Raw genomic sequence first — 15672 nt, 5'->3', positions numbered from 1 at the left:
TCACAACTTACGTCGTGGCTGCTCCCACCATTCCCGGTCCAGTCGCGCCTCGATGTCGCGGACGTGGTGGCGGGCGCAGTCCGGGCAGAGCCAGGTGGTCGTCTGCGCCGGCCCGGCCCCGTCGCGCGTGCAGGCCCAGGCGAGCGCGGCCGGGTCGTCCGGACGGCGCTCGGCGGGGCACTGCGCGCAGGTGACGGGGTGGTCGGCGACCATGGGCACAGTGTGCCCCGAGCGGCTTGACGGATGCGTACACTGCAACTCGAATTAGACCAAACATCTAGCCCGGAGGTGCGATGGCCGCGGTGATCGGGCTCGACGTGGGCGGGTCCACCACCCGCGCCGTGCGCAGCGTCGACGGCGTCGTCGTGGCCGAGGCCGACGGAGCCAGCGCCAACATCGCGGCCGTCGGCCCGGAGACGGCCGGGCTCCGGCTGGGCGAGGTGCTCGCGGCCGTCGGTGTCGACGAGGTCGAGGCGGTGTGCGCCGGCGCGGCCGGCGCCGACTCCCCCGTCACCGAGGGGATCGTGCGCGACCTCATCGCCGCGCACGTGCCCGGGGCGCGGGTCGAGGTCGTCCACGACGCCCGCCTCATCCTCGCCGCCGCCGACCGGGTCACCGGCGTGGCCCTGATCAGCGGGACGGGATCGGTCGCGTGGGGTGCCGGCCCGGACGGGCGGCACGCCCGGGCGGGCGGCTGGGGCCACCTGCTCGGCGACGAGGGCAGCGGCTACCAGGTCGCGCTGGACGCCGTCCGGCACGCGCTGCACGCCATGGACCGCGGCGAGCCGGTCGACACGCTGACCGCGGCGCTGGTCACCGACTGCGGCATCGCCGGGCGCGAGCTGCTCGTCGACCACGTCTACCGCACTGCGGACAAGCGGTACTGGGCGCGCCGCGCCGGGGTGGTGGCGGAGCTCGCGGACCGCGGTGACGCCGCGGCCGCCCGGATCATGGATGACGCCGCCGCCGCGCTGGCCACGCTCGCCGGGCAGGTGCTCGACCGGCTCGGCATCACCGGCCCGGTCGTCGTGGCCGGCGGGTTCGCGACGCACCGACCGGCGCTGGTCGCCGCCGTGCGTCGCCGCCTGCCCGGCGTCGCCGTCGACGTCCTCACAGCGGCACCCGTGCACGGCGCGGTGCGGCTGGCCGAACAACTCGCCGCGGGGGTGGCATCGTGACGGCCCAGATCGACACACCGACCGGGGAGCGGCGGGCCGGCGTGCTCATGGCCGCCGAGATCGCCGAGCAGCCCGACGTCTGGCGGCGGTTCCTGGCCGACGGCGCCGACGCGGGTCTCGCCGCCGCCGTCGCGGCGATCCGCGCGCAGCAGCCGCGCATGGTGCTGCTGGTGGCCCGCGGGACGAGCGACCACGCGGCGCTCTACGCGAAGTACCTGGTCGAGATCGAGCTGCGGCTGCCCGCCGGCCTCGTCTCCCCGTCGACGATGACGGCGTACGGCGCGCAGCCCGACCTGCGCGACGTGCTCATGATCGGGGTCAGCCAGTCCGGCGGGTCCCCGGACCTCGTCCGCTGCCTCGAGGTCGGGCGCGCGGGTGGCGCGCTCACCGTCGCCGTCACCAACAACGCCGCGTCGGCGCTGGCCGCCGCCGCGCACCACCACGTCGACGTCCTGGCCGGCGCCGAACGGGCGGTGGCCGCCACCAAGTCGTACACGGCGCAGCTGCTGGCGCTGCACGAGCTGCTGATGGCGGTGCGGGGCAATCCCGACGGCTCCGTCGCGTCGCTGCCCGATCTCGGCGCGGCCCTCGTCGCCCGGGACGCGGAGATCGCCGCGCTCGCCGTCCGCTACCGGTTCGCGCAGCGGCTGCTCACGACCGGCCGCGGCTACTCCTACGCGACCGCGCGGGAAGCCGCACTGAAGCTGATGGAGACGGCCTACGTCTCCGCGCAGGCGTTCTCCGGCGCCGACCTGCTGCACGGCCCGCTGGCGCTGGTCGAGCCGCAGGTGCCGGTGCTGGCAGTGGTGGCGGAAGGGATCGGCGGGGACGCGATGGGGGCGACGCTGGCGCGCCTGCGTGAGCTGGACGCCGACGTCTGCGCGTTCGGGCGAGCCGACGCGGTGGCCGCCGCGGCGACCGGCATCGCGCTGCCGCCCGGGGTGCCGGAGCGGCTGTCGCCGATCCTGGAGATCCTGCCGTTGCAGCAGCTCGCGCGGCACGTCGCCGTCGACCGAGGAGGCGACCCGGACGCGCCGCGCGGCCTGCGGAAGATCACGGAAACCCTGTGACCACGCTCCTCACCGCCGGCACCGTGGTGGCGGCCGGGACCGCGGCACCCGGCTGGGTCGCCGTCGACGGCGACCGCATCACGGCCGTCGGCCACGACGCGCCGCCGGCTGCCGACGAACGTCGCGACCTCGGCGCCGACGCCGTGCTCGTACCGGGGTTCGTCGACCAGCACGTCCACGGCGGGGCGGGGGCCGCGTTCACCGGCGGGGATACGGCCGAGGCGCTGCGCGCCGTCCGGTTCCACCGCGCGCACGGCACCACGACGACGGTCGCGAGCCTGGTGGCAGCGGGTCCGGCGGAGCTGCGGCGCGACGTCGCGGCGCTCGCCGAGCTCGTCGCCGACGGTGAGCTGGCCGGGGTGCACCTGGAGGGTCCGTGGCTGGCTGCGGCCCGGTGCGGCGCGCACGACCCGGCGCAGCTGCGGGACCCGGACCCGGCCGAGCTGGCCCCACTGCTCGCCTCGGGCGTCGTGCGGATGGTCACCCTCGCCCCCGAACGGGCCGGCGGGCTGGCCGCGATCCGGCAGATCGCCGAAGCGGGCGTCGTCGCCGCCGTCGGGCACACGGACGCCAGCTACGCGCTGACCCGCAAGGCGATCGCCGCCGGCGCGCGGGTGGGCACCCACCTGTTCAACGCGATGGCGCCGGTGCACCACCGCGAGCCCGGGCCGGCGATCGCGCTGATGGAGGACCCGCGTGTCGTGGTGGAGCTCGTCACGGACGGGCTGCACGTCCACCCGGCGCTGTGGACGCACGTGCTGGCCGCCGCCGGCGCGGATCGCGTCGCCGCCGTCACCGACGCGATGGCGGCCGCCGGCATGCCGGACGGCGACTACCACCTCGGCGCGCTGCGGGTGACCGTCGCGGACCGGGTGGCACGTGTCGCCGGCGCGGACGGCCCCGGCCCCATCGCCGGCAGCACGGCCACCACCGCCGACCTGTTCGCCCTGATCGTGGCGCACGCCGAGGTGCCGCGGGCCGACGCGTTGCTGCGGGCGGTCGCGATGACGGCCACCACACCCGCACGCGCGCTGGGCCTCGCCGGCGAGGTCGGCGCGCTGGAACCGGGTGCGCGGGCCGACCTCGTCGTGCTTGACGCCGAGCTGCGGGTGCGCGAGGTGCATCGGGCGGGTCGGGTCGTGGACGCGGTCCCGCTCGCGGGCTGAGGCTTGCGTTCGAGCGCGCTCGAAACCCTAGCGTCCGCGCCCATGAGATACCGCGTCCTGGGGGGTACCGGGTTCGAGGTCAGCGTCCACTGCCTCGGCACGATGATGTTCGGTTTCGTCGGCAACGCCGACCACGACGACTGCGTGAAGATCGTGCACGCCGCGCTCGACCGCGGCGTCAGCTTCGTCGACACGGCCGACATGTACTCGATCGGCGAGTCCGAGGTGATCACCGGGAAGGCGCTCGCCGGTCGTCGTGACGACGTCGTGCTGGCCACCAAGTTCCACTTCGCGCCGCACGGCCAGGAGGGCCCGAACCGCGGCGGCAACTCACGCCGTTGGATCGTCCAGGCCGTGGAGGCGAGCCTGCGCCGGCTCGGCACCGACTGGATCGACCTCTACCAGGTGCACCGGCCCGACCACCGCACCGACGTCGAGGAGACCCTGTCGGCGCTCACCGACCTCGTGCAGCAGGGCAAGATCCGCGCGTTCGGCTGCTCGTCGTTCCCGCCGTCGCAGGTGGTGGCGGCCCACCACGTGGCCCTCGACCGCGGGCTCATGCGGTTCCGCTCCGAGCAGCCGCCGTACTCGCTGCTCGCGCGCGGCATCGAGCGCGAGCTGCTGCCGGTGTGCCAGCAGCTGGGCATGGGCGTGCTGACATGGAGCCCGCTCGCCTCCGGCTACCTGTCCGGCAAGATCCGCAAGGGCCGCGAGATCGACATGACCAGCGGGCGAGCCGCCATCACCCCGTTCCGGTTCGATCCGGCGCTTCCCGAGAACGCGGCGAAGCTGGAGCTCGTCGAGCAGCTCGCGAAGATCGCCGACGAGCTCGGCGTCACGCTGCCGCAGCTCGCCGTCGCCTTCGCGGCCGCGCACCCGGCCGTGACGTCGGTGATCATCGGGCCGCGCACGATGGAGCAGCTCGACGGCCTGCTGTCCGGCGCCGAGCTGGAGCTCGACGACGACGTCCTGGACCGCATCGACGCGATCGTCCCGCCCGGCACCGACGCCTACCGCGCCGACGGGGCATGGCAGCCGCAGCCGCTGGTCGACCCGGCGCTGCGGCGACGGCCGGCGGGCTCGCGCGCGGCGGCCTGACGACCTCGGGGCTACCGCCGAGGGCGTATGCGCGGTGTCGACCCCGGGCGGATGTGCGACTACGGCGGCGGCCGCAGGATCCTTCCCATGAAGCTGCAGCCCAGGGCCCGCAAGGCCGCCGTCGTCGCGCACGTGGTGTCGAGTGCCGCGTGGATCGGGCTCGACGCGGCCAAGACGATCCTCGTGTTCACCGGCATCTACGCCGGCGACCGCGGCACCGTCGCGCTCGCCTACCAGGCGCTCGGCACGTTCCTCGGCTGGCCGCTGGTCGTCGCGAGCCTCGCCGCGCTCGTCACCGGCCTGGTGCTGGGCGTGGGGACGCGCTGGGGGCTGGTCACGCACTGGTGGGTCGCGGCGAAGCTCGGGATCACTCTCGTGCTCGTTCTGATGGTGTGCTTCGTCCTGGCCCCGATGCTGCCCGACGTCGCGGCGTACGGGACGGCGCTGGCCGCGGGAACCGTGCCGGTGCCGGAGACCGTCGCCGACCTGGTGTACCCGGCCGTCGTGGCACCCACCGCGCTGCTGGCCGCGACGATCCTGTCGGTGGTGAAGCCGTGGGGCCGCATCCGCCGGAGTGCCCCGCCGTCCGGCGACCTCACACAGCGCACGGCCGCCTCACACATCGCCGAACCTGTGTGAGGCGGCCACGCGCTGTGTGACGTCGTCAGCGGCGGGTGCGGAGGTAGTCCGCCACCACCTCCGCGCCCAGCCCGTCCAGCGTCGGGGCGACCACCCGGCCGCCGCAGCGGCGGGCGATGCCGTCCATGAACTCGGCCAGGCGGGGGTCGTCGCCGAGCACGAAGAACGTGAACGACGCCTTCAGCCCGGTGAGCCGGTCCAGCTCGGCCACGGTGGCGTGCAGGGTCTCCTGGCTCATCGGCCAGTCGAACACGGCGTGCCCGTCGCGTTCGAGGTGGGCGGTGGGCTCCCCGTCCGTCACGACGAGCACGACGGGCTGCGCGTCCGGGTTGCGCCGCAGGTGCTGCCCCGCCAGCAGCAGCGCGTGGTGCAGGTTCGTGCCCTGCTCCCACACCCCTTCCAGCCCGACCAGCTCCCCCAGCTCGACGGACTTCGCGTGCCGCCCGAACGTGACGAGCTTGAGGTCGTCGCCGCGGAACCGGGTCGAGATGAGCTGGTGCAGCGCGAGCGCCGTCCGCTTCATCGGCACCCAGCGGCCGTCCTGCACCATCGACCACGACGTGTCGACGCACAGCGCCACCGCGGCCCGGTGCCGGGTCTCGGTCTCGACGATCTCGACGTCGGTGACGTCGAGGTTGCGGGAGTCGCCGCCGGCCCGTCGTAGCTGCGCGTTGAGCAGGGTGCGCGGCACGTTCCACGCCTCGGTGTCGCCGAACGCCCACGGCCGGGTCGCCCCGGTCGCCTCCCCGGCTGCCCCGGAGCGGCGGTTCTCGCGCTCGCCGCGGCGCCCGCCGATGCGGTCGACGACGTCGCGCAGCACCGACTCGCCGAGCCGGCGCAGCGCCTTCGGCGACAGCTGCAGCGACCCGTCGGGCGCCCGCTCGAACAGGCCCTGCCGCTCCAGCTCGCGCTGCAGCTCGGTGAGGGCCTGCACCTCCACCCGGCCCTCGTCGCCCAGGTGGCGGGCGACGGCGTCGAGGTCGATGTCCTCCAGCGTCGCGCCGGGGTAGCTCTGCGACAGCTGCTCGGCCAGCGCGTCGAGCTGTCCGAGCTGCTCCATGGCGCGGGCGGCCTCGCCCATGCCCATCGGGTTCTCGCCGCGGAAGCGGCCCTCCCCGTCCCAGTCCTCGCCGGGGCGCAGCCCCTGCAGCTGGGCGTCGAGCTGGGCCAGTGACTGCGCGAGCCGGGGATCACCGAACGCCTGCTGCGCCAGCTCCATCAGCTCGGCCCGCTGCTCCGCGGACAGCGAGTTCAGCATGCGCTGCGCCGCCGCCGCGCGGGCGGCCAGCAGGTCGATGAGCTCCTCGGTGTTCTGCGGGTTCTCCGGGAAGAACTCGCCGTGCTGCTGCATGAACTCCGCGAACTGCTCGGCGGTGTCCTGTCCGGCCGCGTGGTTCGCCAGCAGCTGGTTGAGGTCGTCGAGCATCTCGCGGATGCGCTCGATGTCCTCGGGCGTCGCGCCCTCCATCGCCTGCTTCATGCCCTGGAACCGCTGGTCGAGCAGCTCCCGGCCGAGCAGGTCGCGGATCCTGTCGTAGGCGTCCTGTGCCTGCGGGGAGCGGAAGTCGTACTCGTTCAGCTCGCGCACCGCGCCACCGGTGTCGGACGGCAGCGCGTCGAGCTGCATCTCCCGGAACCGGGCGTCGTCGCCGTCGTCGCGGGCGAGGGTGTCGCGCTCTGCTTCGAGGGCCTGCCGCAGCAGTTCGCGGACCTCCTCCAACGTGCCGTCGAGGCGGTTCTCGCGCTGCAGCCTGCGGCGCTGCTCCCACACGCGGCGGGTGAGCTCGTCGAGGCCCTGGCGGCCTTCCATGCCGCGGCGCATCAGCTCCTGCAGGGCCGTGCGCGGCGACGAGCCCTCCATGACGTCGCGGCCGATCTCGTCGAGCGCAGCGCGCAGGTCGACCGGAGGAGCGAGGGGATCAGGGCCGTCGACGTACGGGCCGTAGCGGTGGCCCGGGGTCGGTCGTGTCATGCGTTGGTACCTCCTGATCCACGGTACCTCCGGGAGCAGGGGGTGCGCGTGCTACGCGGTGCTCGCCAGGTTGAGCACGGTCACCGTGCCGTCCGCGAGGTTGGTGACGTAGCCCTTCCGGCCGTCCCGCGACACCGCGATGCTGGTCGGGCTCTGCCCGACCGGCACGGAGCCCTTGATCTCGTACGTCCTGGTGTCGAAGACCTGGATCGCGTTGTCGTCGACGTCGGCGAGGTAGGCGTACTTGCCGTCGGCCGACAGCGTGATGTCCTGCGGGTGGTTGCCGGTGGGGACGGTCGCGATGACGGCGCCGGACGTCGTGTCGATCACCGTCACCGTGTTGCTGTCGTAGTTGACGTTGATCACAGCGAACTGGCTGGGGTGGGCGACGATGCTGTGCGGGCTCGTCCCGACCTTCGTCGTGGAGAGCACGCGCTCGCTGGGCAGCTCGATCGTGGTCACCAGGCCCGCCTCGTGGTTCGCGGCGTAGAGCCGGGTGCCGTCCCTGCTGATGGCCACCCAGTGCGGGTTCGGTTCCACCTTGATCGTGTTCACGACGGTGTTCGACGCGGTGTCGATCACGGTGATGGAACCGGAGTCGTGGTTGGGCACGTAGACCCGCTTGCCGTCCGGGGTCACCTCCAGGGCGAACGGTCGCACGCCGACCGGCACGGTCGTCACCCACGTCATCGCCGCCGTGTCCAGCACGCCGACGACGTTCACCGAGCGGTCCTGGGTGAAGATGCTGGCGTAGGCGCGGGAGCCGTCCGGGGAGAACGAGACGAACTGCGGGCCGCCGGTGCCCTGCGGGACCGGGACCGTCCCGGTGACGGTGTTGCGGGTGGTGTCGAAGACGGTCAGGACGCCGGCGGCGCGGCTCGCGATCAGGGCGTACTTCCCGTTGGGCGCGATCTCCATGTACCCGGGGGTGGAGCCGACCGGGACGGTGGTGTTGACCGTCGGCTGGGCCACCGCGTTGCCGATCGGGAGCTTCGCCGTGCCCGGGTTCACCGCCTTGCCCTCGAACGGGACGACCCCCGGCGCGCCGGCGAGCGGGGACTCCTCGGTCGGTGCCAGGAACCGGATCGCGACGATCGCGACCGTGGCACCGAGCGCCGCCGTGAGGAGCACCGAGAGCAGGATCGCGACCGGCCGGCGCCACGACCGTGGCCGGCGGCCCGCCGCGTCGCCGTGCGCGACGGTCGGTGCCTCGGTGGGCGGCTCGGTGGGTGGCTCGGTCGGCGGTGGCTCCGTTCTCGACGGCCCGTGCTGGACGGGCGGCGCGGACGCCCACGGACGCGCGGCGACGGTCGGATGGGTGAGGTGCTCGGTGGCCTCGACGTCCGGGTGCTGCTCGGTCGCCTCGGCCAGCACCGGCGGCACCGTGAGGGTTCCGACGCCGTTGGCGATGGCGGGCTCGGTCGCGGCCGGCATCGTCGCGAGGACGGGCGCAGCGGGGACCAGCGCGTCCGCAGCCGCAGCGGCGAGCTCGCCTGCACTCGCGTAGCGGTCCGCGGGCGCCTTCGCCATGCCCTTCCGGATCACCTCGTCCAGTGCGGTGGGCACGTTGGGGGCGATCGAGCTGGCGGCCGGCGGTTCCAGGTTGAGGTGCGCGAACATCAGCGACGGCAGGTCCTCGCGGGCGAACGGCCGGGTACCGGTCAGGCACTCGAACAGGACGCAGGCGAGCGAGTACACGTCCGTGCTGATCTCGACGGGACGGTTCTCGAACCGCTCCGGCGCCATGTACGCGATGGTGCCCAGCGTGGCTCCGGTCATGGTGAGCCGCGACCGGGTGTGCCCGACGGCGTAGGCGATCCCGAAGTCGACCACGTAGACGAAGTCCTTGGCCGTGACCAGGATGTTCGACGGCTTCACGTCGCGGTGCACCAGCCCGCCGGCGTGGGCGGCGTCGAGCGCCTGGGCCACCTGGGAGATGAGGTCGACCGCGCGCGCGGGCGGCAGGGCGCCCGTCTTGGCCAGCAGCTCGCCGAGGTTGCACCCGTCGACCAGGCGCATGTCGATGAACAGCTTGCCGTCGATCTCGCCGTAGTCGTGGATCGGGATGACGTGCGGATCGCGCAGCCGCGCGACCGCGTACGACTCGCGACGGAACCGGCGCTGGTACTCCTCGTCGTCGCTCACGACGTCGGGCAGCAGCTTGAGGGCCACCTCCCGGTCGCGGCGGGTGTCGAACGCGCGGTAGACGGTGCCCATGCCACCGGCACCCATCAACGAATCGATCCGGTACTGGCCGAATTCGCGCATGACGCCCACTCCCCGGTCCGCCCGTCCGCACCCGGACACAGAACCCACTCGGGAGGAACGTGATCCCCGTTACACTCGGCGGGAGATTGTGCTATGCGAGTTCCAGGTTGCCGTCCACCTGGCGCACCGCGCGCGGCCTCAGCGGCCGCGGCGCGGGCCCGTCGGCGACGGTGCCGTCGAGGCGGTATCGGCTGCCGTGGCAGGGGCAGACGATCAGGCCGTCGGTGACGGAGCCGACGATGCAGCCGGTGTGGGTGCACTCCGCGGAGAACCCGCGGAACTCGCCCGCGCTGGGCTGGGTCACGACGACCTCGAGATCGGTGAACACGTGCCCGCCGCCGACCGGCACGTCGGCGGCCGGGCCCAGGCGGGTGCCGGCGGAGCCGACCGCTGTGGGGGCGACGGTCGGGGGGGCCGGCGGCGCCGCGCAGCCCGCGAGGGTCGCGGCGGCCAGCACCCCGCCCGTCCCGACGACTGCGCGCCTGCTCACCGCCCCGATGCCGTCCGCCTGCATGGCTCTCCCTCGCCCGCTCACGTCAGCCGTAGCTCACCGAGCTCCCGTCGTCGTCGGCGTCCTTCGACAGCCGCCGCGTCAGGTACAGCAGCTCCAGCGCGAGCTCGGCGGCGCTCGCCATCGGACCGGGGTCCTCGGTGCCCGCCGCGCCGAGCTTCGTCGCGATCTCCGTCAGCTCGTCGGTGACGGGCAGGGCGGCGACCACCTCGATCGCGGGCACCCGCTCCCCCGTCCGCACCGGCGAGGCGGCGACGGCCTGGGCGAGCGGGGTGAGGTCGATGCCCCGCAGGTGTCGCCGCGCGGTCGCCGCGGTGGCGCTGCGCAGCAGGTGGGTGAGGTGCTCGTGCTCGCGCCCCTCCTCGCCGGACGCGAACTCCAGCTTGCCGCGCAGCACCGCCGGCACCGCCTCGAGGTCGACGGGCCGCGCGTACGGCCGGTCCTCACCGGTGATCGCGGCGCGGCGCAGCGCAGCGGCCGCGACGGTCTCGGCGGCCGCGACGGCGAAGCGCGCCGACACCCCGGAGCCCTGGTCGACGGCGCTGGACTCGCGCAGCGAGCGGGTGAACCGGGCGACCACCTCCAGCAGGTGCCGCGGCACGTCCGCGACCAGCTCCGCCTCCTGCTCGACCAGCGCGATCTCGTCGCTCAGCGCCAGCGGGTAGTGGGTGCGCACCTCGGCGCCGAAGCGGTCCTTCAGCGGGGTGATGATCCGCCCGCGGTTGGTGTAGTCCTCCGGGTTCGCCGACGCGACGAGCAGCACGTCGAGGGGCAGCCGCAGCGTGTAGCCGCGGACTTGGATGTCGCGCTCCTCCATCACGTTGAGCAGCGCGACCTGGATGCGTTCGGCCAGGTCGGGCAGTTCGTTGATGGCGACGATGCCGCGGTGCGCGCGCGGCACAAGGCCGTAGTGGATGGTCTCGGGGTCGCCCAGGGAGCGTCCCTCGGCCACCTTGACGGGGTCGACGTCGCCGATGAGGTCGGCGACGGCGGTGTCGGGGGTGGCGAGCTTCTCGGCGTAGCGCTCGTCGCGGTGGCGCCACGCGACGGGGAGGTCGTCGCCCAGCTCGGCGGCGCGCCGGCGCGACTGCGGGGTGATCGGGGCGTACGGGTGCTCGCCGAGCTCGGAGCCGTCGATGACGGGCGTCCACTCGTCGAGCAGGCCGACGATGCTCCGGAGCAGGCGGGTCTTGCCCTGGCCACGCTCACCGAGCAGGACGACGTCGTGGCCGGCGATGAGGGCGCGTTCCAGCTGCGGCAGCACGGTGGCGTCGAAGCCGACGATGCCGGGCCAGGGATCGCGTCCCGCGCGCAGGGCGGCGAGCAGGTTCGCGCGGATCTCGTCCTTGACGCCGCGCAGTTCGTGACCGGTGGCGCGGAGCGCGCCGAGGGTGGTGGGGAGGTTCGTACGGGGTCCTTCGAGGGGCACGACGACAACGCTACGCCCGCGGACCTCCACCCGGCGCGACTCGGATCTTGATCTCGACCCGGGTTCACCTCCTACCGTCGCCGGCATGCTGGCCATCGTGCAGGAGGAGTTCGGCGGGCCCGAGGTCCTGTCGCCGCGGGAGCGGCCCGCGCCCGAGCCGGGTCCCGGTCAGGTCCGCGTCTCCGTGGCAGCAGCGGGCGTGCACCTCATCGACACCGCGTTCCGTCGCGGGGATCCGCCGTTCCCGCCGTCGGAGCTGCCCACGGTGCCCGGCCGCGAGGTCGCCGGGACGGTGGACGCGGCCGGCCCCGGTGCCGAGGTCTGGCTGGGCCGTGATGTCGTCGTCCACCTCGGCATGGCCGGAGGCGGCTATGCCGAGCAGGTGCTGGTGGAGGCCGGCTCGCTCCATGAGCGACCGGCCGGGCTGGAGCCGGCGGCGGCCGTCGCGATGATCGGGACGGGCCGGACGGCGCTGCTGCTGCTCGACCAGGCGACGATCACCGCGGCCGACACCGTCCTCGTGACCTCGGCAGCCGGCGGGCTCGGCGCCCTCCTCGTGCAGGCCGCCCGCCGCGCCGGCGCGCGCGTCGTCGGGCTGGCCGGCGGACCGGAGAAGACCGCTCGGGTGACCGCGCTGGGCGCCGTGCCCGTCGACTACCGCGATCCGGCCTGGCCGGAGCACCTGCGGGTGGTCGGGAAGGACGCCACCGTCGTCCTCGACGGTGTCGGCGGCGAGATCGGCCGTGCCGTCCTGGAGCAGCTGCGGCCCGGCGGCCGGGCCGTCGTGTTCGGCTTCTCCTCCGGCGACCGCGACTGGTTCGCGACGGCTCGCGCGGTCCGTCCCGACGTCACGTTCCCGCCTGGCCTGGCGGAACGTCCGACCGGTGCCGTGCTGCGTGGCCTGGAGTCCCGCGCCCTCGCCGAGGCTGCCGCCGGTCGGCTCGTCCCGCACGTCACGGCCTTCCCGCTGATCGAGGCCGCCGCGGCGCACCGCGCCCTGGAGGAGCGGCGGACCACCGGGAAGGTCGTGCTCATCCCCTGATCCGGGAACATCATGAGCATCCCCAACGGTTGACTACCTACGTGCGCTCTCCCGGGCGGACCGCCGCCCTCCTCGGAATCCTCTTCGGGCTCGCCGCGACCGGCACGTCCGCGGCCACGGTGACCCTGCCCCAGCTGGCGGGCGAGCTCGGCATCAGCGCGAGCACCGCCGCCTGGACGATCAGCGCGTACGCCGTCGTGCTCGCCGTCGCCACCCCGCTGCACGGGCGCCTCGCCGACGCGTACGGGCTGCGGGCGCCGCTCGTCTCCGGCGTGCTCGCCATGGTGGTCGGCGCGATCGCGTCCGCGCTCGCGCCCACGTTCGCGCTGCTGATCGTGGCACGGGTCCTGCAGGGCTTCGGCGGGGCGAGCATCCCGGTGCTGGCCACGGCGCTCGTCTCGGCGATGTGGGAGGGCCCGCAGCGCGGTGCCGCGCTCGGCCGCCTCGCCGGGGTGTCGGCCACGTTCAGCGCGCTGGGCCCGTTGATGGGCGGGGCACTGGAGGACCTCGGCGGGTGGCGGCTCGCGCTCGCACTGCCCGCGCTGGGGCTGCTGATCGTGCCGTACCTGGTCCGGGTCGCCCCGTCCGGCGGTTCGCGGCAGCACATCGACCGCACCGGCGCCGTACTCGTCGCGGTGGCGGCGTCGGGGCTCGTGCTGCTGCTCCAGTCGCCGTCGTCGGGACCGGTCACGGCGATCGTCGGCGCGGTGCTGCTCGCCGCGGGCGCACCGGCCGTCGTCGCGTGGGTGCGGCGGCGACCGACCGGGTTCCTGCCGCGCACCGTCGTGACGAACCCGGTGGTGCTGCGCAGCTCGTTCGCGACCGCCGCCATCCCGGCGAGCTGGTTCGCCCTGCTCGTCGGGGTGCCGATCGTGGCCGCGGGTTGGGGCTGGACGCCGCTCGCCACCGGGCTGCTGATGCTCCCGGCCGCGGCCGTCGGGCTCGTGACCCCGTTGTTCTCCCGGCGGGCGCTGGCCCGGCTCGGCGCGCAGCGGGCCATGGCGGTCGCGTGCCCGATCGCGGTGCTGGCCCTGCTCGTGGCCGCCGCGGGCGACCTCGCCGACGCGCCCGCCCTCCTCGCGCTGGGCGTTGCGCTGGTGACGGTGGCGTTCGGGTTCGGACAGCCCGCCATGATGTCCGCCGTCGACGAGGCGGTGGCCGCGGCCGACCGCGGAGTGGCCATCGGCGTCGCGACGCTGGTGTTCCTCGTGGGCGCGAGCGTCGGCGCCGCGCTGGTGGGCGGCCTCGCCGAGGTGGCCGGCCTCTTCACGGTGTTCTTCGTGCTGATGGCACTGCCGGTCGCGGGGCTGGCCGTCCTGCTGCTGGCCGGGCGCCGGCAGCCCGCCGCCGCGTGACGTAGGGCGCGCCCCACCCCCGCCCGGGGGTCGACCGGCTCACCGCGGGCTTCCGTCGCGGCGACGATCCGATCATGACGATCTCGACGCTCGACCGGCCCCGCACCGGCAGCGACTACGCCGAACTGTCCCGGCGGATCAGCGCCGCCGGCCTGCTGCGCCGCCGCCCCGGCTACTACGCGTTCCGGTTCGCCGCCGTCGGCGTCGGGCTCCTGGCCACCTGGCTCACGTTCCTGACGCTGGGCGACTCGCCGTGGCAGCTGCTGGTCGCCGTGGCCGCCGCGGCCGGCAGCGGGCAGGTCGCGCTGCTCGCGCACGACGTCGCGCACCGGCAGGTGTTCCGCGGCCGCCGCGCCTCGGCCGTCGTCGGGCGGACGATGGGCAACCTCGGCATCGGCATGTCCTACGGCGCGTGGCAGGACAAGCACACCCGCCACCACGCCAACCCCAACCACGACGGCCTCGACCCCGACGTCGCGCCGGGCGCGCTCGCCTTCAGCTCGGAGCAGGCCCGCGCGAGCCGTGGCCCGTTCCGCTTCGTGCAGCGCCACCAGCGCGCCCTGTTCTTCCCGCTGCTCACCCTCGCCGGCGTCGACCTGCGGGTGACGAGCGTCAAGGGCCTGCTGAACAACCCGCGCATCCCGGCGCGGCGACTCGAGGCCGTGCTGCTGGCTGTGCACGTCGTCGGTTACCTCGCGCTGCTGTTCACGCTGCTGCCGCCGCTGCTCGCCGTCGGGTTCCTGGTGGTGCACCAGGCCCTGTTCGGCGTCTACCTGGGTTCGATCTTCGCGCCGAACCACAAGGGCATGGAGATGCCGGAACGCCGGCTCGACTTCCTGCGCAAGCAGGTGCTGACCTCGCGCAACGTGCGCGGCAGCGCGCTCACCGACCGGCCGTTGCACGTCCTCATGGGCGGGCTCAACCACCAGATCGAGCACCACCTGTTCCCGAGCATGCCGACCGCGAACCTGCGCGCGGCCCGGCCCATCGTGCGCGGCTACTGCGCCGAGCTGGGCGTCTCGTACCACGAGACCGGGCTGGTGCGGTCGTGGCGGGAGATCCTCGATCACCTCCACGAGGTGGGCGAGCCGCTGCGGGCCGAGCTGTGATCAGCGGAACGACCGCCACGGGACGCGCTGGTCGACGTGGATCAGGCCGATCACGCCCGCGATGAACGGGGTGACCACCCCGGCCACCAGGGCAGCCCACAGCCCGGCCGCGACGCGCGGGACGCCGACCACGACCAGCGGGAGAGCGGCCGGGCTCGCGAGGACCGCGACGACGGCCCCGGCTGCCAGGAGCGTGCCGAAGGTCCGCCACCAGTTGCCCGGCGCGAGCCGGCGCGACTCCGCGAGCGCTCCCAGGACGCCGAATCCCTGCACGACGTGCGCCGGACCCGCGACGATCAGCGAGACGTGGACGACCCACGCGTAGATGCCCATCGCGCAGATGGACAGCACCAGCACCGGCCCCGCGACCAGCCGGTAGAACGAGTTCGTCCCGATGGCCTGCAGCACGGCGACCGGGATCAGGCCGACAGCGGCGACCAGTGCCACCACGAGCAGGTTCAGGACGTAGACCGCCAGCAGGCCGGGGGCTCGCCGCAGCCCCGTGGCCAGCGCCGCGGCCGGGCCGATCCGCCGGCCGCGCACGGCGTGGTCGAGCACGACGAACGCGACCGCCGCCGGGGCGCTGCCGAGCACCACCCAGAGCAGCGCTGCCACCGCAGCGAGATCGGCGGCCGGGATGCCGGTGACCCGCCCGTACGGCAGCGCGACCACCTGGAGCAGCACGAACTCGACCATGGCCGCCAGTACCGGCAGCCCGACGGTCGCCAGAGGCGCGATCCCGAGCAGCCGGACGGCGCCGCCGAGGATCTGGCCCGCCGTCAGCGGGCCTGCGGGCACCAGCGGCGGTCGTGCGTCGGGGTCGGACTCCATGCCG

14 protein-coding genes are annotated in these 15672 nt (G+C 74.4%); 8 read left to right on the top strand and 6 right to left on the bottom strand.

Annotated features, from left to right (window positions below):
* Positions 1-213: a hypothetical protein gene (locus tag ACQEVB_RS26720; protein WP_432976629.1), complete on the bottom strand. Its 213-nt coding sequence runs from the start codon at positions 211-213 to the stop codon at positions 1-3.
* An 80-nt stretch (positions 214-293) separates the two neighbouring features.
* On the opposite strand from ACQEVB_RS26720, the gene ACQEVB_RS26715 reads away from it, so the two are divergent.
* The 5 genes from ACQEVB_RS26715 (at position 294) to ACQEVB_RS26695 (ending at position 5151) form a co-directional block, all read left to right on the top strand.
* Positions 294-1178 carry an N-acetylglucosamine kinase gene (locus ACQEVB_RS26715; RefSeq protein ID WP_432976626.1) on the top strand — a complete coding sequence of 295 codons (885 nt, stop codon included), beginning with the start codon at positions 294-296 and terminating at the stop codon, positions 1176-1178.
* A gap of 47 nt (positions 1179-1225) precedes the next feature.
* Positions 1226-2248 (top strand): SIS domain-containing protein, encoded by a 1023-nt coding sequence (locus ACQEVB_RS26710; protein ID WP_432980594.1) that lies wholly within the window; start codon positions 1226-1228, stop codon positions 2246-2248.
* Complete coding sequence (locus ACQEVB_RS26705; protein WP_432976623.1) at positions 2245-3414, top strand: N-acetylglucosamine-6-phosphate deacetylase; 1170 nt, start codon at positions 2245-2247, stop codon at positions 3412-3414. The genes ACQEVB_RS26710 and ACQEVB_RS26705 overlap by 4 nt, the downstream gene beginning before the upstream one ends.
* A gap of 42 nt (positions 3415-3456) precedes the next feature.
* On the top strand, positions 3457-4512 hold the full coding sequence (locus tag ACQEVB_RS26700) for an aldo/keto reductase (protein WP_432976620.1): 1056 nt from the start codon (positions 3457-3459) through the stop codon (positions 4510-4512).
* Between the two features lie 87 nt (positions 4513-4599).
* On the top strand, positions 4600-5151 hold the full coding sequence (locus tag ACQEVB_RS26695; RefSeq protein ID WP_432976617.1) for a hypothetical protein: 552 nt from the start codon (positions 4600-4602) through the stop codon (positions 5149-5151).
* Positions 5152-5176: 25 nt separating this feature from the next.
* On the opposite strand, the gene ACQEVB_RS26690 is transcribed toward ACQEVB_RS26695, so the two are convergent.
* From ACQEVB_RS26690 to ACQEVB_RS26675, 4 genes are all read right to left on the bottom strand, one after another.
* The gene (locus tag ACQEVB_RS26690; RefSeq protein WP_432976614.1) at positions 5177-7123 is read right to left on the bottom strand and encodes a VWA domain-containing protein; all 1947 of its coding nucleotides are present in this window, start codon (positions 7121-7123) and stop codon (positions 5177-5179) included.
* Between the two features lie 51 nt (positions 7124-7174).
* Complete coding sequence (locus ACQEVB_RS26685) at positions 7175-9391, bottom strand: serine/threonine-protein kinase (RefSeq protein WP_432976611.1); 2217 nt, start codon at positions 9389-9391, stop codon at positions 7175-7177.
* A 91-nt stretch (positions 9392-9482) separates the two neighbouring features.
* Positions 9483-9905: a Rieske (2Fe-2S) protein gene (locus ACQEVB_RS26680; RefSeq protein WP_432976608.1), complete on the bottom strand. Its 423-nt coding sequence runs from the start codon at positions 9903-9905 to the stop codon at positions 9483-9485.
* A gap of 22 nt (positions 9906-9927) precedes the next feature.
* On the bottom strand, positions 9928-11331 hold the full coding sequence (locus ACQEVB_RS26675) for an ATP-binding protein (protein ID WP_432976605.1): 1404 nt from the start codon (positions 11329-11331) through the stop codon (positions 9928-9930).
* Positions 11332-11416: 85 nt separating this feature from the next.
* Between ACQEVB_RS26675 and ACQEVB_RS26670 the strand changes: the two genes are divergently transcribed.
* The 3 genes from ACQEVB_RS26670 to ACQEVB_RS26660 all read left to right on the top strand — a co-directional run bounded on the left by ACQEVB_RS26670 (position 11417) and on the right by ACQEVB_RS26660 (position 14837).
* Entirely contained in the window at positions 11417-12373 is a 957-nt protein-coding gene (locus tag ACQEVB_RS26670) for a zinc-binding dehydrogenase (protein WP_432976602.1), read from the top strand.
* 41 nt (positions 12374-12414) lie between these two features.
* Positions 12415-13728 (top strand): MFS transporter, encoded by a 1314-nt coding sequence (locus ACQEVB_RS26665; protein ID WP_432976599.1) that lies wholly within the window; start codon positions 12415-12417, stop codon positions 13726-13728.
* Positions 13729-13802: 74 nt separating this feature from the next.
* The gene (locus tag ACQEVB_RS26660) at positions 13803-14837 is read left to right on the top strand and encodes a fatty acid desaturase family protein (protein WP_432976596.1); all 1035 of its coding nucleotides are present in this window, start codon (positions 13803-13805) and stop codon (positions 14835-14837) included.
* Here ACQEVB_RS26660 and ACQEVB_RS26655 read toward each other — a convergent pair whose 3' ends face one another.
* Positions 14838-15668 carry a hypothetical protein gene (locus tag ACQEVB_RS26655; protein ID WP_432976593.1) on the bottom strand — a complete coding sequence of 277 codons (831 nt, stop codon included), beginning with the start codon at positions 15666-15668 and terminating at the stop codon, positions 14838-14840. It lies immediately after the preceding gene.
* Between the last annotated feature and the right edge of the window lie 4 nt (positions 15669-15672).

Source organism: Pseudonocardia sp. CA-107938 (genome assembly GCF_050936315.1).
Lineage (GTDB): Bacteria > Actinomycetota > Actinomycetes > Mycobacteriales > Pseudonocardiaceae > Pseudonocardia.
This window is presented reverse-complemented; position numbering and strand designations above follow the sequence as displayed.

Bases quoted from the DNA above. Each gene is read 5' to 3' on its own strand.
- ACQEVB_RS26720 (WP_432976629.1), bottom strand. From the start codon at position 213: ATGGTCGCCGACCACCCCGTCACCTGCGCGCAGTGCCCCGCCGAGCGC.
- ACQEVB_RS26715 (WP_432976626.1), top strand. From the start codon at position 294: ATGGCCGCGGTGATCGGGCTCGACGTGGGCGGGTCCACCACCCGCGCC.
- ACQEVB_RS26710 (WP_432980594.1), top strand. From the start codon at position 1,226: ATGGCCGCCGAGATCGCCGAGCAGCCCGACGTCTGGCGGCGGTTCCTG.
- ACQEVB_RS26700 (WP_432976620.1), top strand. From the start codon at position 3,457: ATGAGATACCGCGTCCTGGGGGGTACCGGGTTCGAGGTCAGCGTCCAC.
- ACQEVB_RS26695 (WP_432976617.1), top strand. From the start codon at position 4,600: ATGAAGCTGCAGCCCAGGGCCCGCAAGGCCGCCGTCGTCGCGCACGTG.
- ACQEVB_RS26690 (WP_432976614.1), bottom strand. From the start codon at position 7,123: ATGACACGACCGACCCCGGGCCACCGCTACGGCCCGTACGTCGACGGC.
- ACQEVB_RS26685 (WP_432976611.1), bottom strand. From the start codon at position 9,391: ATGCGCGAATTCGGCCAGTACCGGATCGATTCGTTGATGGGTGCCGGT.
- ACQEVB_RS26680 (WP_432976608.1), bottom strand. From the start codon at position 9,905: ATGCAGGCGGACGGCATCGGGGCGGTGAGCAGGCGCGCAGTCGTCGGG.
- ACQEVB_RS26670 (WP_432976602.1), top strand. From the start codon at position 11,417: ATGCTGGCCATCGTGCAGGAGGAGTTCGGCGGGCCCGAGGTCCTGTCG.
- ACQEVB_RS26660 (WP_432976596.1), top strand. From the start codon at position 13,803: ATGACGATCTCGACGCTCGACCGGCCCCGCACCGGCAGCGACTACGCC.
- ACQEVB_RS26655 (WP_432976593.1), bottom strand. From the start codon at position 15,668: ATGGAGTCCGACCCCGACGCACGACCGCCGCTGGTGCCCGCAGGCCCG.